Source organism: Ruegeria sp. TM1040 (assembly GCF_000014065.1).
Lineage (GTDB): Bacteria > Pseudomonadota > Alphaproteobacteria > Rhodobacterales > Rhodobacteraceae > Epibacterium.
The window spans coordinates 696,140-718,218 of the sequence record NC_008044.1; the positions used below are offsets into that span (position 1 = coordinate 696,140).

The window sequence follows — 22,079 nt, forward strand, 5'->3', positions numbered from 1 at the left end:
TCTGCGCTAAAGCCCTGATGTCACGGGCGAAGATTTCCGCATTCCCAGAAGGGGCCACGAGTTATGCGCCTGATCCTCCGTATTCTTTCCGCCATCGTGATCACCATTGCCGTTGGCGTCGCGATTTTGACCTTTCTGCCCGGCCAAAAGATCGCTGAATTGGCCGCGCAGCAAATCGAGAAGCAGACCGGGCGTCAGGTGGTGTTTGGCGGTGACGTGCGATTCTCCTTCTGGCCGACGCTGGGTATTCAGGCCGATGACGTCGCCCTTGCCAACGCGGATTGGGCCGGGCCAGAGCCGCTTTTGACGGCGGGGCGGCTCACGATTGGCGTGGATGCCGCAGATTTGATCCGCGGCGACATCCGGATCACGGAGCTGACGGCGATTGTGCCCCATCTCAATCTTGAGACCCGCGAAGATGGCATTGGCAACTGGGTCTTTGATGCGCCCGCCGTGGGCGAAACGCCCGCCCAGGTTGAGACCGACGCAGAAGGTGAAGGGACGTCCGTCGCGATCGAGGCCATCACGCTGCGTGGGGCGTCGCTGCGCTATGCGGCCCATGGGCAGGATGTTGTCGAAACCAACCAAGTGGACCTGCAACTCGCGTGGCCCGATCCCAACGGTACGGCAAACGTTGATCTGACCCTGCGCCCTGCCGGAAAGCCGCTCCGGATTGCAGGGGAGGTAGGCAGTTTCAGGCGGTTCTTGCTTGGTGAGGTCGCTTCCCTCGGGGTGACGGTCACGGCCGAGGCAAGCAAGCTGCGCTTTGATGGGCAGGCGGATCTGAGCGGGGCGTTTGATGGGCGCATCACCGGGGCAAGCGACGACACCAGTGCGCTCCTGGTGGCCTTGGGGCAGGCGGCGGTTGATCTTCCCAAAGGTCTTGGGCGCGCAATGACTTTTGCTGCTGACACGACCTATACACCGGACGGGCGGGTGTCGCTGCGCGATCTGAGCCTAGCCCTGGATCACAACGCGCTGCGCGGGGATGCGGATCTGAACCTTGCGGCGTCTCCGCTCAAGGTGACGGCCGCCTTGGAGGGAGATATGCTGGACCTCAGCGCGCTCGGAGCGCCGACGACAGGCGCCGGGGGCAACACCGCGGAGCCTGCGACGCAAGGATGGTCGACCACGCCGATCGATGCGTCCATGCTTGCGCTTATCGAGGGGGATATCTCGCTGGATGTGAAGGGGCTTCAGACGTCCTCGGTGATATTTGGTCCCAGCCGGATGACGCTGAGCATCGAGCGGGCGCGGGCGGTTCTATCTTTCCTGCCGGTACAGGCTTTTGGCGGAACGCTTCAGGGGGAGTTGATTGCGAACAATCGAAATGGGCTCTCGGTGGCGGGCAACCTCCAGTTTGCCAATGTCGAGATGCGCGAGGCGCTGGGGCAATTGGCAGGGTATGACAAGCTCAACGGGGAGGCGCTCGGTAATCTGGAGTTCCTCGGCGTCGGCAATTCCATGGACCAGATCATGCGCTCGCTTGATGGCAAGGGGCGCGTTGAGCTGGGCAAAGGGTTTTTCACCGGGTTTGACTTGCAATCGGTCATGGACCCGAACGGCGGCAATGGTGGGACAACCATCTTTGAAGGTCTGACCGCAAGCTTTGACATGATTGATGGGACCTTGCGCAATGACGATCTGAATGCGGCGCTCAAGGTCCTGAAGGCCGCAGGCGCGGGGCGCGTCGGGCTTGGATCGCAGGATCTGGATTATACGTTTACCCCCACGGCCTTTGCGAGCGAGACCTCTGCAGGCGTGTCGGTACCGGTGCGGATACAGGGATCGTGGTTCGACCCCGAGATCAAACCCGATCTGAGCAAGCTAGTGCAGCCAAAATTGGATGAGGCCGAAGAAAAGGCAAAACAGGCTGTGCGTGACAAGCTGAGCGACGAGCTCGGGGTGCCGGTGGAAACTGAGGAAGACCTGAACGATGCGCTAAAACGCCGGGTCGAAGAAGAGGCGCGCAAGCAACTGCTGAAGTTTCTCGGCAGCGATTGAGGTGGCGTCTTTTGTATCCACACCGGGCTATGCAGTGCATTAGGGGAGGCCGGGGCGCTGCCCCGGACCCCTAGGTATTTGCAAATAGATGATGCATAGATACACGGCCGCGCCCCTCGTATGAGGGCGCGGTCGTGTTTTTGCCTGGATCAGATGGTCTGATCGTAATCGCCAACAGCGGGTTCGGTGCGGATAACCGCATCGATGTCGGCAAAGATAGCGCGCATTTCGTCTTCGCTTTCAGAGCTTTCGCAGACCACCACGAGGTTGGGGGTGTTGGAGGACGCGCGCACCAGCCCCCAGGAGCCATTGTCGAGGATCACGCGGGCGCCATTCACGGTCACGACCTCTTTGATGGTGCGGCCTGCCATGAGCTCACCTGCGTCGTGTTTGGCGACAAGTTTGTCGACCAGCCGGGCGAGGATGTCGTATTTCTCGGTGTCTGCGGCATAGGGCGACATGGTGGGCGTTGCCCAGGTGCGGGGCAGCGCCTTGCGCAGGTCGGACATCTTCATGTCTGGGTTTCGGTCGAGCATCTTGCAGACCTCGACCGCGACGCGCATGCCACAGTCGTAGCCGCGTCCCACTGGTTCGGCGAGGAAATAATGGCCGGATTTCTCAAAACCAGCCAGGGCGCCAATTTCCTTGACCCGCCGCTTCATGTGGCTGTGACCGGTTTTCCAGTAGTCGGCTTTGACGCCGTTTTTCTGCAGTTCCGGGTCAGAGGCAAAGAGGCCCGTGGATTTGACATCCGCAACAAAGGTGGAGCCCGGATGCAGTTTGGAGAGGTCACGGGCCATGATCACGCCAACCTTGTCCGCAAAGATCTCTTCGCCCTCGTCATCCACCACGCCGCAGCGGTCGCCGTCGCCGTCAAATCCAAGCGCCAGATCAGCACCCGAGGCTTTGACGCTCGCGGACATGTCGTGCAACATCTCCAGCGCTTCGGGGTTGGGGTTGTAATGGGGGAACGTGTAATCAAGGGCGTTGTGGCTGGGCACAACCTCGACGCCGATGCGCTCAAAGACTTCGGGTGCGAAGGCCGAGGCGGTGCCATTGCCGGTTGCGCAGACCACCTTGAGCGGACGCGACATTTTGAAATCGCCCACAAGGTCGTCGATATAGGCTTCCTTGACGCCTTCGACAAATTCGTAAGAGCCCCCCTCGCGGCGTTCGCCTTCGCCGTTCAGCACGATGTCGCGCAGCTCACTCATTTCATCCGGGCCATGGGTGAGGGGGCGGTCAAAGCCCATCTTTACGCCGGTCCAGCCATTTGGGTTGTGCGAGGCGGTGACCATGGCAACGGCCGGGACGTCCAGATGGAACTGGGCAAAATAGGCCATGGGCGAAAGCGCAGGTCCGATGTCCTTCACTTTGATCCCGGCCTGCATCAGGCCAAGGATCAGCGCGTTTTTGATCGCCAGCGAGTAGTCGCGATAATCATTGCCCACTGCGATGACAGGCGCGATGCCACGGCGGATCATCTGCGTTCCAAGACCAAGACCGAGCGCGGTCATCCCCGGGAGGTTGATCTCTTCGGGGTATTTCCAGCGCGCGTCATATTCACGAAAGCCGGTGGGCTTGATCATGGCGTCGCGCAGGAAACTCCAGCTGTTGGGGGTCACCTCTGGCAGCGGCTTGGTCATGGGAGATCCTCGTTCTTTCAAAATCAGATGCGGATGGGGTTGGCTTTGGCAAGTGCGTCAAAGCCCATCAAAGTCTCAATCAATTGCGGCATATCTTTGAGGTAAATCATATTCGGCCCGTCCGAGGGCGCGTTGTCCGGATCTTCGTGTGTTTCGATGAAAACGGAAGCAATGCCCAAAGAAACGGCTGCGCGGGCCATCACCGGAGCGAACTCTCGCTGACCACCTGTCGAGCCCCCCTGACCGCCCGGCTGTTGAACCGAATGGGTGGCGTCCATGACCACCGGGTAGCCGGTTTGTGCCATGCGGGGCAGACCACGCATATCTGCGACCAAGGCGTTGTAGCCAAAGGAGGTGCCGCGTTCGGTCAGCAGGATCTTGTCGTTGCCGGTGCTTTCGACCTTGGCCACAACATTGTCCATGTCCCAGGGTGCGAGAAACTGGCCCTTTTTGATGTTCACGGCCTTGCCGGTGTTACCGGCGGCCAGCAACATGTCAGTCTGGCGGCACAAAAAGGCGGGGATCTGCAGGACATCAACCACGTCCCCCGCAACGATGCACTGCGCCTCGGTGTGAACATCAGTCAGTACCGGCACGCCAAAGGTGTCGCGCACGCCCGCGAGCACTTCGAGGCCCTTGTCGATGCCAAGGCCGCGCTTGCCCGACAGTGAGGTGCGGTTGGCCTTGTCGTAGGAGGCCTTGAAGATGAATTGCGCGCCCGCAGCGTCGCAGGCCTCCTTGAGCTTGCCCGCGATCATTTGCGCGTGGTCGGCGCTTTCCAGCTGGCAGGGACCGGCAATGACCGTCAGCGGACAGTCATTGCCAATGGTGAGACCATTGATGTCGATTTTTTTCATGAGCTTACGAAGAGACCTGTTCCCGAAGAATGGATGCCGTGAGGGCACACATCAGGTAGATACCGGAAAAGATCAGGAAAGCCAAAATCGTATTTTCGAACTTGCGCGGCGAGGAGGGTGTGTCGGCGGGAACCGGCTCGACCGCAGTTGTCAGATAGCGCACCTGGCGGTTTGCCTCCATACGGGTTTGTTCGACCTGTTGCAGGGCGGATTGCAGCATCATGTCGCGCGTCGCGAGGTCCGCTTGTGCCATCTGGATCTTGACGCTCAGCGAGGCAAGCGAGTTCTCGCCCTGAGACGCATCGGTCATGCGTTCGTTGAGATTTGCAATCAGCGCCTCAAGGCGTTTGATGTCTGCGGCAGTGCCTTCGACCTTGGCGGCGTTGGGGCGCAGGTTGTCCTGCAACGCCGCGAGCTCCAGGCGCTTTTGCTGCAGTTGAAGCTCAAACGTGTTGATCTGGGAGCGCAGCGAGGCAATGACCCCTTCGGGATCGAGGACCGACCCTTGCTGCTGCAGGCGCACAAGTTCTGCCTGGGCGTCGCGGCGTTGCTGCTCTGCAAGGGCAAGCGCCTCCTCGGCGTCGCCCACCTGATCGGCGCGCTTTTGCTCGGAAAGGTGGTTCACGTTTTCCTGTGCATAGGAAATCAGGCGGCGTGAAAACTCTGCCGCAACCGCTGGTTCTGCCGCAGAGACATCCATGCGAATGACGCCCTCGGTGGGATCATAGCCGATTTTTACATTGCGCTGATAGGTTTTGTAGGCGTCGTCATTGCTGGCGTCTGGTTCCAGTCGCTGAATTGGGTCGATCCAGTCCTGCGAGAAATGCGCGCGAAATCCGGCCTCTTCGTCGAGGCGGCGCATCGCGACCTTGGATTGCAGATAGGCCTGTACCGCAATGGAATCCTGGCTGGTGGCAAATTGCGTGCCGCTCAGAAGGCCGCCGAACCCCGAAGACCCGGTGCTGTCGGCTTTGAGAACAAGGAACTCCGAATGCGACGCATACATCGGTGTTGCGACCTTGTAATAATAGTACCCTGCCAGAAGCGTAGGGATCAGAACAAAGGCCCCGAGCCGCGCCCCCAAGAGCGCCATTTTACGGCGGCGGCGTCGCGCGATGTCACGCTGGATGGAGCGAATTTCGCGGTTGCGTCGCTCGGTCGGGCTCAGATGATCGGCGGGCGGTGCGCTGGGTTTGCTTTTCTCTACCGTCTGCGGAAGCGTCTGTGGCTTGGGCGCGCCCTGTGGGGCTTGGGTCGCGGGCACGCTTGCGTTTTGGCTTTGCGGCACCACCAGCTCTAGCATGTTGGCGCGTTTGAATGGATCAATGCCGCGCAGCCGCAGCAAACGCACAGCGTCGTAATCCGATGTCGCAGGCAGATCGTGCTTTTGTGCAACGCGACGGGCGAGGCGCAATTGACGCCCCGTGAGGCCCTCACGCTTGATGTCTTCAATATCGGTCGAGCCCACATCCTCGGATGCATCCTGCGGTGGCGTTGTGGCGCCGCTCTGGGATGGCGTCATCTGTGGCGAGGACGCGCGCGCTGGTGTGTCGGACGCGGCAGGCGCAAAATCGCCCGCGGAAGAAGCCTTTGCAGCCTGTTCCACCTGAGACTGCATCTCAAGCGGCTGGTCGCGTCCGGTCTCCTGTGCGGGCGGCGGAGGCACCGGGCGAGCGGTCGCCGCCGCAGCGGCCTGCGGCTGTTCAGCTCCCGAGCTCGGGCGGCGGATACGGAATTTTTTAGCCTTGGGTTTCGTAGTCATAGAGCTGTTTCGCTTCTTCCAAGGTTTCAAACATATGGAGTTGTCCATTCATCAACACAGCAGCGGTGTTGGCGAATTTCTCCAGCGTACGGGGCTGGTGGGATACAATAACGATTGTCGTCGTCTCGAGACGTTCTTGCAAGATGATGCCCGCCTTGCGGTTGAACTCCACATCTGTGGAACTGGGCATGCCTTCGTCGATCAAATAGATGTCGAAGTCCAGCGCCAGCATGAGCGCAAACGAAAACCGCGATTTCATGCCAGCAGAATAGGTGCCAAGCGGTTGGTCGAAATACTCGTTCAAGCCACAGAGCCAGCGACAGTAGCTTTCGACATAATCCGGGTCGAGACCATAGAGACGCGCGATATAGCGGCAGTTTTCCATGGCCGAGAGACGGTTGATAACGCCGCCCATGAACCCGAGCGGAAAGGAAATCTTGCAGCCGCGATAGATCTCGCCCTCATCGGGTTTCTCAAGGCCGGCCATCATGTTGATCAGCGTCGTCTTGCCGGTCCCGTTTGGGGCCAGAATGCCAAGCGAGGTCCCAAGCTCCACCGTGAAGGAGACTTTGTCCAGGATAATCTTGCGCTGAGTCCCGGTCCAAAAGGATTTGCTGACATTCACGAATTCCAACATGGTCTGCTCAGTATATCGCCTCTTGACCTCGGGTGTTGGCGGCGTTGGTCACACTGTTGTGACCGGTCCCGCGCGGTATGTTATACATTGACCTTCGCCCGGCGAAGGTGGGGTGTAAACGCAGAAAAACCAACCGATTTCCCGTCATTGGTGTCTCTGCAGATGCCTGTTGTGCCAGCCCTAGCACAAGTTAGTTAACGGACTACGCGTTGATTTAGGCGCAAATATGTCGAATTTGAGCGATGCAGGGATGCTGGCTGGAAACTGTTGTGGCAAATCGACAGTTTATGCGCGCAGGCAACGGCGCACGAGAGCCTGCCAACAGGGGAGAGCGATGCAGAGCAATACGGATGAGCTCAAGAAAGAGATCTCCGCCTGCCGGTTGTGCGCGGCCCGGTTTGCCTCGACGCGGACCGCGCATGAGCCGCGCCCGGTGGTGTGGTTTGAGCCAAGCGCCCGGATATTGATCGCAGGGCAGGCGCCGGGGATGCGGGTTCACCAAAGTGGACGCCCGTTCACGGATTCCTCGGGCGACCGGCTGCGAGAGTGGCTTGGCCTGAGCGAGGATTGCTTTTACGACACCAGCCGCGTGGCCATTGTGCCCATGGCCTTTTGTTTTCCCGGCTATGACGCCAAAACAGCCGATCTGCCGCCGCCCAGGATCTGTGGCGAGACTTGGCATGATCGGGTGATGTCGGCGCTGGGGAAGCTGCGGCTGCGGATCCTCGTTGGCGGGCATGCGCACCGCTATCATCTCGGAACCCGCCTTGGGGTCACCGAACTTGTGAAGGGCTGGCGCAGCTTGCCGGAGGGGGTCTTTGCCTTGCCTCATCCCTCTTGGCGCAATACGGCTTGGTTGAAACGAAATCCCTGGTTCGAAGCGGAGCTTCTTCCGGTTCTGCGCGCAAGGGTGAAGGAGCAGATGCAACATGACTGAAATGACCCCGCTTGATCTGGCCCATGCGGCAATGGAAGCGGCGCCTGCCGATGATGCTGCGCGGCTGCGGTTCTTTGAACGCCTTGCGGACAGCGAACTCTTCTTGCTGCTGGACAAAGAGCCGGAAGGCGATCGGATCAGCCCCGAGATCTTTGAAACAGGCGAGGGGCGTTTTGTTCTGGTGTTTGATCGTGAAGAGCGACTGGCGCAGTTTGCCGAGCGCATCGTGCCTTATGCAGCGCTCTCCGGGCGGGTGATTGCGTCGATGTTGGCGGGGCAAGGGATCGGTCTTGGCGTCAATCTGGAAGTTGCGCCGTCATCCATCCTCATCCCGGATGCGGCGATGGGCTGGCTTGCGGAGACGCTCGCGCATGCGCCGGGCGAGGTGGAGGCTGCGATCTCGGAGGTGCACCCTCCCCGTGGGTTGCCAGAGACCCTTCTGGCGGCGCTCGACACAAAGCTTGCCACAGCGACGGGGCTGGCGCGCATGGCCTATCTTGCAGCCGTGAACTATGAGAGCGGCGGCAGCGGCCACCTTCTGGCCTTTATCGGAGCGGAACCCGGCGCGGAGCCTGCATTGGCGAAGGCCGCAGGAGAGGCACTGACGTTTTCCGGGATCGAAGCCGGGGCTTTGGACGTGGGCTTTTTTGCGGCAAGCGAAGAGATTTCCGCAAGGCTAGCGCGTGTCGGGCTGCGATTTGATCTTCCTGAGGTGGAAACCGGGCAGATCTACCAGCCGCAAAGACCCGGCAGTGATCCAGAAAAGCCTCCTCGCCTGAAGTGATCGCTGAACGCGCCCTGGAGGGATGCGGGCCGGCGCGGGGGGATCGCGCCCACTGCCAATGTTCTGCCTGTCCGCAGTCCCCGAAAACGGAACTGGCCGCACGCCCGGTAGAGCATGCGACCAGATCGCGACTGCAAACAGCGGGTTACTCTGCCGCTTCGAGCTTGTCTTGGGTCTTGGTTTCAAAGTCCTCGGCCGAGTGACGTTCTCGCAGCTGCGTCGACAACTCGCCAAAGGCACGGTTGACCATGCGGCCACGCTGGACGGCAGGGCGGGCATCAATCGCCTTGGCCCAACGCATCACATGTTCGTAGCTTTCGACGTCCAGGAACTCTGCCGCGTCATAAAGGCGGCCCAGTACCAGCTGGCCATACCATGGCCAGATCGCCATATCGGCGATGCTATAGTCTTCGCCCGCGATATAGGTTTTGGTCGCCAGCTCACGGTTCAGCACATCCAGCTGACGCTTGGACTCCATCGTAAAGCGGTTGATCGGGTACTCGAATTTTTCGGGCGCATAGGCGTAGAAATGACCAAAGCCACCGCCGAGATATGGCGCAGAGCCCATCTGCCAGAAGAGCCAGTTCAACACTTCGGTGCGGGCTGCGCCCTCCTTGGGCAAGAAGTGACCGAATTTCTCGGCCAGATGCATCAGGATCGATGCGCTCTCGAATACGCGTACGGGGGCATCGCCGGAACGGTCATGCAGCGCCGGGATCTTGGAGTTCGGGTTGATCTCCACAAAGCCAGAGCCAAACTGATCGCCCTCGCCGATATTGATAAGCCAGGCATCATACTCGGCGTCTTTGACGCCCGCCGCCAGAAGCTCCTCGAGCATCACGGTGACCTTCACGCCATTCGGGGTCGCCAGTGAATAGAGCTGGAAGGGGTGCTCCCCGACCGGAAGCTCCTTGTCGTGGGTCGCGCCCGCGATCGGACGGTTGATCGAAGCGAACTGGCCGCCGCTTTCCTGTTCCCAAGTCCAGACCTTCGGAGGGGTGTAAGTCGTATCGCTCATGGAGGGCCTCTTTGTTCCCGTGTCAGACAATTGTCGTCGAGCCGCCCGTGAGGCGACGTCGTTCCTCAGATGGGGACGATAATGAAAATTCCAATGACTGGAAGGTCTGTAGCTGTAAAAAATCGCACAGGCTCTGTGCACAGGGGAGATTGCATTTCACCCATCGCCACTGTGCCAGCCATGCGCGCTCAGCGCTTTTCATTTGTGCACATCCGCGTATGAAGGAGAGAGACTTCCTCACATGATACAGGACATCCAATGGCCAACACCGAAAAACCCCCGCTTCTGGCGGTCCTGATTGACGCGGACAACATATCGGCGAAATTCGCCGGGGCCATGTTTGAGGAGATTGCTTCACTCGGAGAGGCGAGCATCCGCCGCATCTATGGTGATTTCTCGGGCGGCGGACCGCAGGGCTGGAGCAAAGACAAGCTGGCGGCGTTTGCAATCGTGCCGCACCAGCAGTTTGCCAATACTACCGGGAAGAACGCCAGCGACATCGCTCTGGTCATCGACGCGATGGACATTCTGCACTCAGGCCGCTTTGATGGCTTTGTGCTGATCTCCTCGGATAGCGATTTCACCCGACTGGCGAGCCGCATTCGCGAACAAGGGTTGGACGTCTACGGTATGGGTATGCGCAAGACACCTGCAGCCTTCGTACGCGCCTGCAAGCGCTTCATCTATGTCGAGAACCTTTTGACCGAGGTCCCGAAAGACGTGCCCAAGCCGCAGAAATCAAAGCCAAAACCCTCGACGCAATCCTCGGGCGCCACTCTCGAACAGACTGCCGCGCCGCAAGACGACGAAGCCCCGGCGGAACTTGAAGATCCGCAAAAGCTGGTCCTGCGTGCGATGGATGCGATCAGCCAAGAGGACGAGTGGTTCTCTCTTGGGCAGATCGGTCAGTACATTACGGCGGCAAGTCCCGATTTTGACACCCGCAGTTATGGCAAGCGCAAACTGTCAGATCTGATCGCAACCATGAAAATATTGGAAACGCGCCGTGGAGAAGGCAATCAGATCCTCGTACGGAGGCTCGACTGATGTCTGTACCGCAGGCAGCGGACGCGCCTGCGCGCATCTGGCAACGAATCGAGGGTGGCCTGATCTGTGCTGCGGGGCTTTGGCTTTATGCGGGGGCGGAGGCGGTGCTGCCGATCTGGGGCGCGATGCTTCTGTTCTTTGCCCCTGACCTCAGCTGCGTGGGTTATCTGTTTGGCCGACGCGCCGGGGCGTTTTGTTACAATCTGGTCCATCTCTACGCTGCTGGGGTCGTAACATTGGCCTTGGCGCATCTGTGGCAGTCCCCTCTGTTGTGGGAGATCGCCGCGCTTTGGCTGGCGCATTGCGGATTTGATCGGCTGCTCGGCTATGGGTTGAAATCCACGCAAGGGTTTGAATTCACTCACCTTGGGCGCATCGGTCGGGCGCGTGAACCACGCTCTGATGCCTAAGGCGCCGGGGCGAGCTCTCCTCACAGGGTCTCTTCTTGCAACACAGCCGCGTGAGAGTGGCTTCGCGCGCGTCAGAACTTGCGTATCGTTGTGGCACGGGCCGATTGATGCGGCTCGATTGGAGCGTGCAGCGCCCGTGGGCGCAAGAAGAGGACTTTGTGATGAAACGTTTTGCTTTGGCTGCGGTGGCGGCTCTGTCTTTTGGTCTGCCTGCCTTTGCGGGCGAGCAGTTTGTGGATGACACCGGATTTGCGGTTTCGGGCTATGATGTTGTGGCCTACCGCAGCCTTGAGCAAGCTCCGGTGGGGCAGGCCCAGCCTGCGGCGGTCCCGGGCAAAGCCGACATTACCGCCGACTACAACGGCGCCACATTTGCTTTTGCGACGGAGGAAAACCGCGCGACGTTTTTGGAGAATCCTGCCTATTACGCACCGGCTTATGATGGTCACTGCGCCTATGGGGTCTCAAAGGGGGGCAAGGTGCCCGGTAACCCAAACCTGTGGCGCATCGTGGATGACAAACTCTATCTCAATATCACCAAGAATGTCGTGAGCTTCTGGGAAGAAGACATTCCCGGAAACATCACGCTGGCCGAAGGCAACTGGCCCGCGATCGACCCCAACCCTGCCTCTGGCAACCCGATCCCGAATTTCACCTCGAGCGCGCCAGTTCAGGACTGACGCCTGCTTCCAGCGGATACCGAGACTCAGAAAGCCCCGCAGCGATGCGGGGCTTTTTGTCGAGCAGGCGCATGAAGAAACGAAACCCCGGCGTGCCAGTGGCAGCCGGGGTTGAAATCTGTGTCGGCGCTGATTCAGCCATGATGGGCTGATGAGCGCAACGGCTGGTTAGCTGGTTAGCGTTTGCGGTCGCGGCGCGAGCTCATCGGCTGGAAGGCAACGCCCACATGAGCCTCGCAATAGGGTTTGCCCTGTTGCACGGGCAGGCCGCAGAACCAGAAATCTTCGGTTGCGGGATCGCCCACGGGCCATTTGCAGGTTCGCTCGGTCAGTTCCATCAAAGAGAGCTTCTTGGCTTTCTTCTCGATCTCATTGACCTTGGCCAGTGCCTCTGCCGGGATTTCATTGGCAGAAGGCTGCGGAGGCAGGGGCTGACCGGCGGGAATGATCTGCTTGCGCGCCGGGGTCGAGGGCTTCGGCTCTGCAGCGGGGGCCTCGGCCACTGGCTCCGGCGTCACCGGGCGCGCCGGTTCTGTCTTTGGCTGAGCCTTGGGCTTTGCGGCCGCCTTGGGCGCGGGCTTTTCTTTTGGCTCGGCTGCAGCCTTGCTGCCGCCGCCGGTGGTGCGGTTGGACAGACCGAGGCGGTGTACCTTGCCGATCACCGCATTCCGGGTCACGCCACCAAGTTCTTTAGCGATCTGACTGGCCGACTGGCCTTCGCCCCACATTTTCTTGAGCAGTTCGACGCGCTCGTCAGTCCAGGACATAAGGTGCCTTTCAAAGCTAATAGCGGCCTCAAGAAACCTGTGGCCGCCATCGAATTCCAGAGTTCCGCCCTACAATAGTCACTGACGGGCGAGATACAAGTCATGAACCGACGTCTCGGCCGACAGAAGCGCGGCTTGCATCCGCGTGATGAGACTTTATGCAAGGGGCAGCACGAAGATGAGGGTGGCATGTCAGACAACAACGCACAGTCGAGCTTTCGGATCGAAGTGGGAGAACGCCGCTTTGGCAGAGTGAATTGGCTGGGTCTTCAGACGCTTGCCGGGCGCGAGATCAAACGCTTTATGGTGGTCTATACCCAGACCTTGCTGGCGCCGATGGTGACGGCGGCGCTGTTCCTGTTGATCTTCTCGATCGCAATTGGCCCACGACGCGGCGATGTCATGGGCGTGCCTTTCATTTCCTTTATCGCACCGGGCATCATGATGATGACCGTGATCCAGAACGCCTTTGCCAACACGTCCTCGTCGCTGGTGATCTCCAAAGTGCAGGGCAACATCGTCGACACGCTGATGCCACCGCTTTCCGGTTTCGAGATCCTCCTTGGGTATCTTGCGGGGGCGATCACACGCGGGCTGTTCGTCTCTGTCGGGATTGGTCTCGGGCTGGCTCTGGTGCTGGGCATGGTGCCGGCGCATCCGCTCGTGGCGCTGGGCTTTGTGGTTCTGGGGGCAGCGTTTCTCGGGGGGCTTGGCATCGTCGCTGGCGTATTTGCCGACAAATTCGACCAGATGGCGGCCATCACCAATTTTGTGGTGACGCCATTGGCGTTTCTGTCCGGCACGTTCTACTCAGTCGAAGCCCTACCACCGGTGCTCTACGCGATCTCCCATGTGAACCCGGTTTTCTACCTGATCGACGGGGTGCGATATGGCATGATCGGCGTCTCCGACAGCGACCCGGCCTTTGGCGCGCTAGTGTGCCTTGGGGCGACGGCTGTCATATTGCTGCTGGCCTGGCAGATGCTTCGGACAGGCTACCGGCTGAAGAACTAGAGCACGGTGTCGCTGCGGGGCAGGGGCTCTGTCACCAGGGGACGCTTGCCGTTGACGCTCTCGCGCCAGGCAAGCAACCCCGCTCCAGAGAGGATGATGCCAGCCCCCAAGACCGTGACCCAGTCAGGCAAAACTCCAAAGATCAGCGCATCATAGAGTGCGGCAAACACCAATGTGGCATAGGCGAAGGGAGCCACAAACGAGGCGTCCGCCCGCGCCATCGCATTGACAAAACACGCCTGCGCGCAGGCCATCAACGCCCCAAGCGCCACAAGGGCCGCCCATTGAGCGGGCGTTGGCATCTGCCAAACGGCCAATGCTGCCGTTGAGGCAATGACCATACCGATCAAGTTATTCACCCACAGGATCTGCAATGGTGGCTCGCGCCTTGCGAGGGTCTTGATAAAAATCAGTTCTGCGCCCATCGCAAGCGCCGCCCCAAATGCAAGCAGCGCCGCTGGCTGGAAACTCGCAGGTGTCGGTCGCAAAAGAACCATAGCCCCCAGAAGCGCGATCGCTGCCGCCAGCCAACGCCAGGGCCCGACCTTTTCACCCAGGAAAGGGATTGCGAGGATCATGCCGATCACAGGGTTGAGAAAAGAGATCGCTGTCGCATCCGCCAGAGGAATAAAGGCCACAGAGGCAAACATCAGCGTGACGCCGCCCCATCCAAAAGACGACCGCCCGATATGCAGTCCCCAATGCGGCGTGTGGATCTTCTGGCGCAGAACCACCACGGCGGCGGAGATCCCGATAAAGGCAAAAACAAACCGTCCCTGACTGATCTGCAAGGCGTGCAAAGGGGGGGCAAGCACCTCTGTGCCAAGTGATTTTGCCAGCAACGTGGTGCCGGCGATGAACACGGTGGCCAGCAGGATCAGCGCCGCGGCAAGGGGTGGGTTCTGTGGGGTCTCATGGGTCATGGCGTCATCGGTGCGCTCTGGCTCGCCCAAAGGCAAGCGCAAAAGCCGCGGTCGCAACGTGCCCATTGGCTATGAATCGGTGCGCTTCTGCCGTTTTGTTGCAACTTGGGTGCCAAAGGGGGTTTTCAGTCGCGCTGCCTTCCGTTATGGAGCCGAACTATGATCAAACACGCAGTCCTCCTGTCGACCCGACGTCGACGCCAATGTGCCTGATACGCTGCCCTCGCAGCGCCTTTGATCCCATGCGCCGCCTTGATCTTTCCAAATGGCGCTCCCTTCAAAACCTACCGGACCTCTTATTGACCGTCGCCCCGTAGTGGGGCACTGATTTGGTCCTGATCCCCGTTCGAACTCTCCATAAAGGATGTTTCAGATGATCCCCTCCGTTCTTCCGACCTATAACCGGGCGCCCTTGAACTTCGTCAAAGGCGAAGGGTCTTGGCTGATCGAGGCGGATGGACGACGTTTTCTGGATCTGGGCTCTGGCATCGCGGTGAACGCGCTGGGCCATGCGCATCCTGCACTGGTGGAGGCGCTGACCGCGCAGGCGCAGAACCTTTGGCATGTCTCCAACCTCTATGAAATCCCGCAGCAGCAGGCTCTGGCCGACAAGCTGGTGGCGGAGAGTTTTGCGGATACGGTGTTCTTCACCAACTCCGGCACCGAATCCTGCGAGCTGGCCGTCAAGATGGCGCGCAAGTACCACTATGAAAAAGGCCACCCGGAAAAAGTCGAGATCATTACCTTCGAGGGTTCTTTTCATGGCCGCTCCTCGGCGGGGATCGCCGCCGCGGGATCTGAGAAAATGACCAAGGGGTTTGGTCCCCTGTTGCCGGGATTCGTACATCTCCCCTGGGGCGATGCGCAGGCGGTTGCGGCCGCCATCGACGACAAGACCGCAGCCATTCTGGTTGAGCCGGTGCAGGGCGAGGGCGGCATTCGCCCGATGCCCGATCAGGACCTCAAGGATCTCAGGGCGCTTTGTGACGAACATGGCCTCCTTCTCATTCTCGATGAGGTGCAATGCGGCGTGGGACGCACCGGTAAACTCTTTGCCCATGAATGGGCCGGTATCGCGCCCGACATCATGATGGTCGCCAAAGGCATCGGAGGCGGTTTTCCTCTCGGCGCCGTCCTCGCGTCCGAAGAGGCCGCCTCGGGTATGACCGCCGGCACCCATGGCTCCACCTATGGAGGCAACCCTTTGGGCTGTGCTGTGGGTTGCGCGGTGATGGATCACGTTGCCGCACCGGATTTTCTGTCTGAGGTCAATCGCAAGGCGGGCCTCCTGCGCCAGAAACTCGAAGGTCTCGTGGCCTCTCACCCGGATGTTTTCGAGGAGGTGCGCGGCTCGGGCCTGATGCTTGGCCTCAAATGTAGGGCTGTCAACGCAGAGGTTGTCAAAGCAGGCTACGATGCCGAAGTCATTACCGTGCCCGCCGCCGACAATGTGATCCGCCTCTTGCCCGCACTTACCATCACCGACGCCGACATCGAAGAAGCGATCACCCGTCTTGATGCCGCGGCCACTGCGGTCGAAGCCGCCTGACCTTCATCTTTTTACAAATAGCTCGGGGGTGCGGGGGCTGGCCCCCGCATGTCCCTCTCCAGAAAGCGACGACAACATGAACCATTTCCTCGATATCCATAAAACCGCACCCGAAGATCTGCGTCAGATCATTGATCAGGCCGGGCAAATGAAAACCGCACGTCTTGGCCGCCCCAAAGGCACGCCAGATGACGAGCAGCCGCTTGCAGGGCATATGGTTGCGCTGATCTTTGAAAAGCCCTCGACCCGGACGCGGGTTTCTTTTGATGTCGGGGTGCGCCAGATGGGCGGCGAAACCATGGTGCTCTCCGGCAAGGACATGCAGCTTGGTCACGGCGAGACCATCGCTGACACCGCGCGGGTGCTGTCGCGCTATGTGGACATGATCATGATCCGGACTTTCGACGAAACCGTGCTTACCGAGATGGCAGAATATGCCGATGTGCCGGTGATCAACGGTCTTACCGACCGCACCCACCCCTGTCAGATCATGGCCGATATCCTCACCTATGAAGAACACCGCGGCCCCATCAAGGGCAAGAAGGTGGTCTGGACCGGGGACGGAAACAATGTTTGCGCGTCTTTTCTCCACGCGGCGGGTCAGTTCGGCTTCGACCTTACCTTTACTGGTCCGGCGCAGCTTGACCCGGAAGATGAATTCATCGGGTTTGCGCGCAACGCGGGCTCCAAGATCACTATCGAGCGGGATGCGGCGAAGGCCGTTGAGGGCGCGGATCTGGTGGTGGCCGACACTTGGGTGTCGATGCATGACAGCCAATCCTCGAAGGAGCGGCGCCACAACATGCTGCGTCCCTATCAGGTCAACGACGCGTTGATGGCGCATGCCAAGCCGGACGCGCTCTTTATGCATTGCCTGCCAGCGCACCGCGAGGAAGAGGTGACCTCGGCAGTGATGGATGGCCCCCAGTCGGTGATTTTTGACGAAGCCGAAAATCGCCTGCACGCGCAAAAGGCGGTCATGCGCTGGTGTCTGGGCGTCTGACGCTACACCACGGGCGCACTCCCGCCCGTCGGATGCAGTATTGAAATACTACCCCTCCCGTTGGGGATTGCGCCGGGCCTTTGGCCCGGCGCTCGGCGTCTCAACAGGCTGCTTCAGCGCTGACATGACAAACAAAAGAGCATGAGCATCGGGCACGCCGTGGAGGCCGGATGCCCCGCTTGCACTCTCTCGTTAGCCAGAAAACAGATGCAAGATCCCGTAGATGCCCGCTGACAGCAAACCAGAAAGCGGCACGGTAATGAGCCAGGCTGCCAAGATTGTCAGAACATGGCTGCGGCGCACCAGTCGACGGCGGCTGCGATCTTCGTGAGGCAGGCCGGGTCGGGTCTCCTTCTGGCCTGCGCGGCGCGCCTGTGCTGCGGCGTGCTCGCGGTAGAATCCAACCCCAAAGACGGCGCCGACGGCCACATGGGTCGACGATACCGGCAGACCCAACCAACTGGCCATGATGACCGTGAGCGCGGCAGACGTGGACACGCAATAGGCCCGGATCGGGTTCAGCTTGGTGATCTGGTTGCCCACCATGTTCACCAATCTGGGACCAAACAGAACCACACCCATTGCCATGCCAAACGCTCCGATGATCAGAACCCAGACAGGCACATCAAGAGTGGTGAACGCATTGATTTCGGCTGGGTGTGAGCCGGTGTTTTCCAGATCCATTGCCTGCACGATGCTGGCAAGCGGGCCGATGGCATTTGCCACATCATTGGCCCCATGCGCAAAGGACATCAGGATCGCGGCGATCACAAGGGGCAGGCGGAACAGGGCCTTTATCGCGCCCTTTTGGTTCTCAAGCTCTGCGGCGCGGCGCAGAATGAGCGGCCGAGCAATCACAAAGGACAACAGCCCGAGGCAACCGCCCGCCAGCAGGGCTTGGGCAGAGGTTGCGGCGGCAACGGTTTCAGGCAGCTTGAGCACGAAGAACGTCCCAAATGCGCCCCCCATACCGGCCAGCAGGATCGGCACCCACCGGCGCGCGGCTTCGAGCTTTTCATCCTGCTCGGTGATCACCTGTCGGATCAGGGCGAGGAGCGCCATCGCAAGCACGGCCCCGATCAGCGGAGAAAGCATCCAGCTTGTGGCGATGCTGCCAAAGGTCAGCCAATCCACCGCGCCAAAACCGGCCGCCGCTGTTGTCGCACCTAGAATGGCACCAATGATGCTCTGTGTTGTGGAAACCGGCGCCCCCATCCATGTGGCCAGATTGACCCAGAGAGCGGATGCAATCATGGCCGACATCATCGCCTGAATGAGCATATGCGGCGCGCTCATGGCGTCCGGCTCGATCAGGCGGGTAGAGACGGTTGCCACCACCTCGCTGCCTCCCAGAAGCGCGCCTGTAACCTCGGCCAAGGCGGCAGCAATCAAGGCTGCGGTCATCGGTAGCGCCTTAGCGCCGACAGCGGGACCCATGTTGTTGGCCACATCATTGGCCCCGATGTTGAGTGCGAGATACGCGCCGAACATGGCTGCGACCATTGCCATCATCGTGGTTTGGGATGTCCCCAGTACAAAGGCCGCTTCAACACCAGCCAAAGCCATGAAGGTCAGCGCCAGGCCAAACCCGAGGAGCGGGCGCACCACATAGCCTGTGGTCCGCTCCGTCTGGTTAAGGCGCACTAGGTCCTTGTCCAGTGATCTCCAGTCCGGCTGTGTCATCGCGCGCCCCCGTCAATCACTGCGAGTTCCTGCCTTGCGCACTGCTTTGCGCGCTGGCGTGGGAGAGGCCCGCGCGCGATGCAAAAGGATACAGTCTCGGGGGAGTTCAGGGGCGACAGGATCAAGATGGGCTGAAACCGCGCAAAAGGTCCTGGAGTTGAGGCTCGCGCACCATCTCTGCGGCGTCCTTGGGGCTGACCCATTTTCGGGTACGTTCATGGGCTTCGGGGAAGTCGTCTCGCAACTCCTGCACTTCGATCGCGTAGACCAGTGTCTCCAGAGGCTCCAGTGCTCCGTTGTTCAGGCGCTTGTCATATTCAAAGCGCCCGACAGGAGTTTCCTCAAAACGGCCACAGCGCACGCCAGCTTCTTCCCAGGCTTCCTGAGCGGCACTCTCGGCGCTGGATTTGCCCTCCATTGGCCAGCCTTTTGGTACCACCCAGCGACCGGTGTCCCGGCTGGTGATCAACAGGACTTCGCACCCCGACTTGTCACGGCGATAGCATAGCGCTGCCACTTGCAATCTGCGCGGGCGCGACAACATGGGCTGAAAGGTCTGGGACCAGATTTTATGCAGTAACTGTTGCATCGAGTGCTCGAAGCCTTTTTCGGCCAATTCTTATACTCTTTGGAGGATTGAGCAACGGGGTATAGTCCCGTTCGCCCTTGTGCACAACGTCTTTGCGCTCAAGTTTCGCAACCGTTGCTCTTATATCAATTCCCGCTAGCGCTGGGCCCCGGCGTTTATGATGGCTTATCGGTGTTGGCCTATTTGCGCGGTCGCGCCCGCAAGGTTGCCTCCGCCTTTGTGGGGTCTTCGGGCCAGGGGTGTTTGGGGTATTGTGCCCGCATGTCCTTGCGGACATCGGCATATGATCCTGCCCAGAACCCCGGCAGATCGCGAGTGATCTGGATCGGGCGACGGGCGGGCGACAAGAGCGTGACCTTCAGCGCGACGCCTGCAACCGTGGGATGGCGGGTCACGCCGAACACTTCCTGCAGGCGTACCGCGATCCCGGGGATCTCGCCGTCGTAGTCGATCGGGATCTTGCGTCCCAGTGGTGTCACAAAACTGCCGGGCACATCGCGGTCGAGCATTTGGGTTTGGTCCCACGTCAGGACAGCACGTAGGGCGGGGAGGGCGTCAAAGCTCTTCCAGTCCGCGTCGCTACGCATCCCTGAGATCATGGGCAAGAGCCAGTCCTCAAGCTTGGCCATCAAGCCCTCCTCGGAGAAATCCGGCAAGTCGCGTCCCTCAGCGCGCAGCAGCTCCACGCGCGTTGCAAGACGCGCCGCTGCAGGCGAGAGTCGCAGGCCCAGGTCACGCACCCCATCAAGCATGGCGTGGGCCACGGCGTCAGGCGGGACATCTTTCCAGATCCGGTCGTCCAGCACCAGAGCGCCAAAGCGCTCTTGTTTGCGCGCGACCACGCGCCGGTCCCGTTTGGACCAGCTGCAGACCTCTTGCCACGCGATCTGATCGCCAAATAGCCCACGGATTTCGGCGAGGGTGATCTGTGCAGCCTGACGGATCTTGGCCTCGCGCGGGTTGCCATCGGTGTCGGTAACCACGAGGTAGGAGGCCCCCGCCAGCGGGTCAGCGTTGTCCAGCACAGCCCCCTTGCCCCCGGAGAGCACAAAACGTGCATCATCGCCCTTCCGGCGCTGGGCCACCCGGTCGGGATAGGCGAGCGCAGCCATTGCGGCAGGCGAGAGAGGCTCGCCGGACGGGGCAGCGGGGAACAGCGGAGCGGCGGGTCCGTCCACGGGATTGGGGGCAGCGGTGCCGTGCCCGCCGCGATGGCGCTTGAGACGCTTTGCCTCGGCAGTGATGGCCTGGTGCGCGGGGGCTTTTACCTCATAGGGGCGGCGGTCGCGAAAACGGCGCAGATCCTGCAAGGCCTCCAGGCGCAGCGCCAGATCCACCGGTGCCCCCCGCAACGGGTCGCGGTCGGCCAGCAATGCGGCCAGCGTTGCGCTCTCGGGGCCTGCGATGGTGAACATATGCGCGAGGCGGGGATGCAAGGGCAGACGCGCCAGCGCGCGACCATGCTCTGTAATCCGCATCTTGGTATCGAGGGCGCCGAGCATCTGCAGAAGCAGCTGCGCCTCGGCAAAGCTGCCCGCAGGCGGTGGCGTGAGCAACGGCAAATCCTGCGGCTCCGCCCCCCACAGCGCCAGTTCCAGCGCGAGACTGGTGAGATCCGCCGCCTCGATTTCGGCCGGGGGGTAGGCGGCGAGTGCGCCTTCTTCACCCTGTGCCCAGAGACGATAGCAGACGCCCGCGCTCACGCGACCTGCGCGCCCCTGGCGTTGAGTGGCCTCGGCGCGGGTGACGCGCTCTGTCACAAGTCGCGACATTCCCGCGCCGGGATCAAACCGGGCGCGCCGGGCCTGCCCCATATCGACCACCACGCGGATATCCTCGATGGTGAGCGAGGTTTCAGCAATGGATGTTGCAAGCACAACCTTACGCCCCTCGGTGGCGGGGGCAATCGCAGCGCGTTGCTCGGCAAAGGGCAGCGCCCCAAAGAGCGGGCGAACCTGGCATGCGGCGGGCAGGCGGCGCTCAAGCGCGCTCGCGGCGCGGCGGATTTCGCCTTCGCCGGGCAAAAACACCAAAAGACCGCCGCTGCCCGCGCGATCATCCTTGTCGCGGGTCTCGGCCTCGGCTTGCACGACAAGATCCACCAAGGCATCGATCCGACGCGCCTTTGCGGGGAGCGGAGCAGGGAGCCAGCGGGTTTCCACCGGATAACTGCGCCCCTCCGAGGTCACAATCGGTGCGTTCATCAATGCCGCAACCGGGGCAGCGTCGAGCGTCGCGGACATCGCCAGCAGCAGCAGATCGTCGCGCAGGGCGCTTGCCACTTCAAGGCAGAAGGCCAGCCCGAGATCGCCGTTCAGAGAACGCTCGTGAAACTCGTCAAAGATCACGGCTCCCACGCCCGGCAGGTCCGGATCCGACTGCAGCATCCGGGTCAGAATGCCCTCGGTGACGACCTCGATCCGGGTGGATCTGGAAACCTTGGCCTCGCCGCGCACCCTGTAGCCAACGGTATGGCCTGCGGGTTCACCAAGTGTGGAGGCCATACGTTCCGCTGCCGTACGAGCGGCGAGGCGGCGCGGCTCGAGCATGAGGATGCGCCCTTCCGTCAGCTTCGCATCTAGGATCGCGAGCGGAACCTTGGTTGTCTTACCTGCACCGGGGGGGGCCTCCAACACGGCTCGCCCCCGTGCCCGCAGGGCCGAAATCAATTGAGGAAGCGCGTCGTCGATGGGAAGCCGTGTCATGGCGGCGCTTATCGCCAATCATGGCTGCAAGGTCCAGTGGCGCACGCAGCCTTGCACGTTCGAA

19 protein-coding genes are annotated in these 22,079 nt (G+C 60.9%); 9 read left to right on the plus strand and 10 right to left on the minus strand.

All coding sequences use genetic code 11. The features are described from left to right. The first annotated feature begins 63 nt into the window (after window positions 1–63). A complete protein-coding gene (locus tag TM1040_RS07560; protein ID WP_011537996.1) occupies window positions 64–2,004 on the plus strand; it encodes an AsmA family protein in 1,941 nt (646 codons plus the stop codon). Between the two features lie 149 nt (window positions 2,005–2,153). On the opposite strand, the gene TM1040_RS07565 is transcribed toward TM1040_RS07560, so the two are convergent. The 4 genes from TM1040_RS07565 to TM1040_RS07580 are packed head-to-tail and all read right to left on the minus strand — an operon-like array spanning window position 2,154 to window position 6,906. After that, window positions 2,154–3,650 (minus strand): phosphomannomutase/phosphoglucomutase, encoded by a 1,497-nt coding sequence (locus tag TM1040_RS07565; protein ID WP_011537997.1) that lies wholly within the window; start codon window positions 3,648–3,650, stop codon window positions 2,154–2,156. A 23-nt stretch (window positions 3,651–3,673) separates the two neighbouring features. Continuing rightward, on the minus strand, window positions 3,674–4,507 hold the full coding sequence (gene kdsA / locus TM1040_RS07570; protein ID WP_011537998.1) for a 3-deoxy-8-phosphooctulonate synthase: 834 nt from the start codon (window positions 4,505–4,507) through the stop codon (window positions 3,674–3,676). 4 nt (window positions 4,508–4,511) lie between these two features. Continuing rightward, a complete protein-coding gene (locus TM1040_RS07575) occupies window positions 4,512–6,269 on the minus strand; it encodes a capsule polysaccharide transporter (RefSeq protein ID WP_011537999.1) in 1,758 nt (585 codons plus the stop codon). After that, window positions 6,247–6,906 carry an ABC transporter ATP-binding protein gene (locus tag TM1040_RS07580; protein WP_011538000.1) on the minus strand — a complete coding sequence of 220 codons (660 nt, stop codon included), beginning with the start codon at window positions 6,904–6,906 and terminating at the stop codon, window positions 6,247–6,249. The genes TM1040_RS07575 and TM1040_RS07580 overlap by 23 nt, the downstream gene beginning before the upstream one ends. 334 nt (window positions 6,907–7,240) lie before the next feature. On the opposite strand from TM1040_RS07580, the gene TM1040_RS07585 reads away from it, so the two are divergent. Together TM1040_RS07585 and TM1040_RS07590 are read left to right on the plus strand one after the other, a co-directional pair. After that, on the plus strand, window positions 7,241–7,843 hold the full coding sequence (locus tag TM1040_RS07585; RefSeq protein ID WP_011538001.1) for a uracil-DNA glycosylase family protein: 603 nt from the start codon (window positions 7,241–7,243) through the stop codon (window positions 7,841–7,843). Then, window positions 7,836–8,627: an SseB family protein gene (locus TM1040_RS07590; RefSeq protein WP_011538002.1), complete on the plus strand. Its 792-nt coding sequence runs from the start codon at window positions 7,836–7,838 to the stop codon at window positions 8,625–8,627. Before TM1040_RS07585 ends, TM1040_RS07590 begins: the two co-directional genes overlap by 8 nt. Before the next feature lie 145 nt (window positions 8,628–8,772). On the opposite strand, the gene yghU is transcribed toward TM1040_RS07590, so the two are convergent. Beyond that, window positions 8,773–9,645 (minus strand): glutathione-dependent disulfide-bond oxidoreductase, encoded by an 873-nt coding sequence (gene yghU, locus TM1040_RS07595; RefSeq protein ID WP_011538003.1) that lies wholly within the window; start codon window positions 9,643–9,645, stop codon window positions 8,773–8,775. Between the two features lie 258 nt (window positions 9,646–9,903). Between yghU and TM1040_RS07600 the strand changes: the two genes are divergently transcribed. The 3 genes from TM1040_RS07600 (at window position 9,904) to TM1040_RS07610 (ending at window position 11,782) form a co-directional block, all read left to right on the plus strand. Further along, window positions 9,904–10,692: an NYN domain-containing protein gene (locus TM1040_RS07600; protein WP_011538004.1), complete on the plus strand. Its 789-nt coding sequence runs from the start codon at window positions 9,904–9,906 to the stop codon at window positions 10,690–10,692. Continuing rightward, window positions 10,692–11,102, plus strand: a complete 411-nt coding sequence (locus tag TM1040_RS07605; protein WP_011538005.1) for a DUF4260 domain-containing protein — start codon at window positions 10,692–10,694, stop codon at window positions 11,100–11,102. Before TM1040_RS07600 ends, TM1040_RS07605 begins: the two co-directional genes overlap by 1 nt. A gap of 161 nt (window positions 11,103–11,263) precedes the next feature. After that, the gene (locus tag TM1040_RS07610; RefSeq protein WP_044027027.1) at window positions 11,264–11,782 is read left to right on the plus strand and encodes a YHS domain-containing (seleno)protein; all 519 of its coding nucleotides are present in this window, start codon (window positions 11,264–11,266) and stop codon (window positions 11,780–11,782) included. 176 nt (window positions 11,783–11,958) lie between these two features. On the opposite strand, the gene TM1040_RS07615 is transcribed toward TM1040_RS07610, so the two are convergent. After that, complete coding sequence (locus TM1040_RS07615; RefSeq protein WP_011538007.1) at window positions 11,959–12,549, minus strand: GcrA family cell cycle regulator; 591 nt, start codon at window positions 12,547–12,549, stop codon at window positions 11,959–11,961. Window positions 12,550–12,738: 189 nt separating this feature from the next. Between TM1040_RS07615 and TM1040_RS07620 the strand changes: the two genes are divergently transcribed. Then, a complete protein-coding gene (locus TM1040_RS07620) occupies window positions 12,739–13,563 on the plus strand; it encodes an ABC transporter permease (protein WP_011538008.1) in 825 nt (274 codons plus the stop codon). Here TM1040_RS07620 and TM1040_RS07625 read toward each other — a convergent pair. Next, window positions 13,560–14,486 (minus strand): DMT family transporter, encoded by a 927-nt coding sequence (locus tag TM1040_RS07625; RefSeq protein ID WP_044027028.1) that lies wholly within the window; start codon window positions 14,484–14,486, stop codon window positions 13,560–13,562. The two genes, TM1040_RS07620 and TM1040_RS07625, sit on opposite strands and share 4 nt — an antisense overlap. Window positions 14,487–14,859: 373 nt before the next feature. On the opposite strand from TM1040_RS07625, the gene TM1040_RS07630 reads away from it, so the two are divergent. Together TM1040_RS07630 and argF are read left to right on the plus strand one after the other, a co-directional pair. Then, window positions 14,860–16,035: an aspartate aminotransferase family protein gene (locus TM1040_RS07630; RefSeq protein ID WP_011538010.1), complete on the plus strand. Its 1,176-nt coding sequence runs from the start codon at window positions 14,860–14,862 to the stop codon at window positions 16,033–16,035. Window positions 16,036–16,111: 76 nt separating this feature from the next. Continuing rightward, window positions 16,112–17,038 (plus strand): ornithine carbamoyltransferase, encoded by a 927-nt coding sequence (argF, locus tag TM1040_RS07635; RefSeq protein ID WP_011538011.1) that lies wholly within the window; start codon window positions 16,112–16,114, stop codon window positions 17,036–17,038. A gap of 192 nt (window positions 17,039–17,230) precedes the next feature. Here the strand turns inward: argF and TM1040_RS07640 are convergent, their stop codons facing one another. The 3 genes from TM1040_RS07640 to hrpB all read right to left on the minus strand — a co-directional run bounded on the left by TM1040_RS07640 (window position 17,231) and on the right by hrpB (window position 22,015). Next, window positions 17,231–18,721, minus strand: coding sequence for an inorganic phosphate transporter (locus TM1040_RS07640; protein WP_011538012.1), 1,491 nt, complete (start codon window positions 18,719–18,721; stop codon window positions 17,231–17,233). Window positions 18,722–18,842: 121 nt separating this feature from the next. Next, window positions 18,843–19,310 (minus strand): NUDIX hydrolase, encoded by a 468-nt coding sequence (locus tag TM1040_RS07645; RefSeq protein WP_011538013.1) that lies wholly within the window; start codon window positions 19,308–19,310, stop codon window positions 18,843–18,845. A 179-nt stretch (window positions 19,311–19,489) separates the two neighbouring features. Then, window positions 19,490–22,015, minus strand: a complete 2,526-nt coding sequence (gene hrpB / locus TM1040_RS07650) for an ATP-dependent helicase HrpB (protein ID WP_011538014.1) — start codon at window positions 22,013–22,015, stop codon at window positions 19,490–19,492. Window positions 22,016–22,079: the final 64 nt, after the last annotated feature.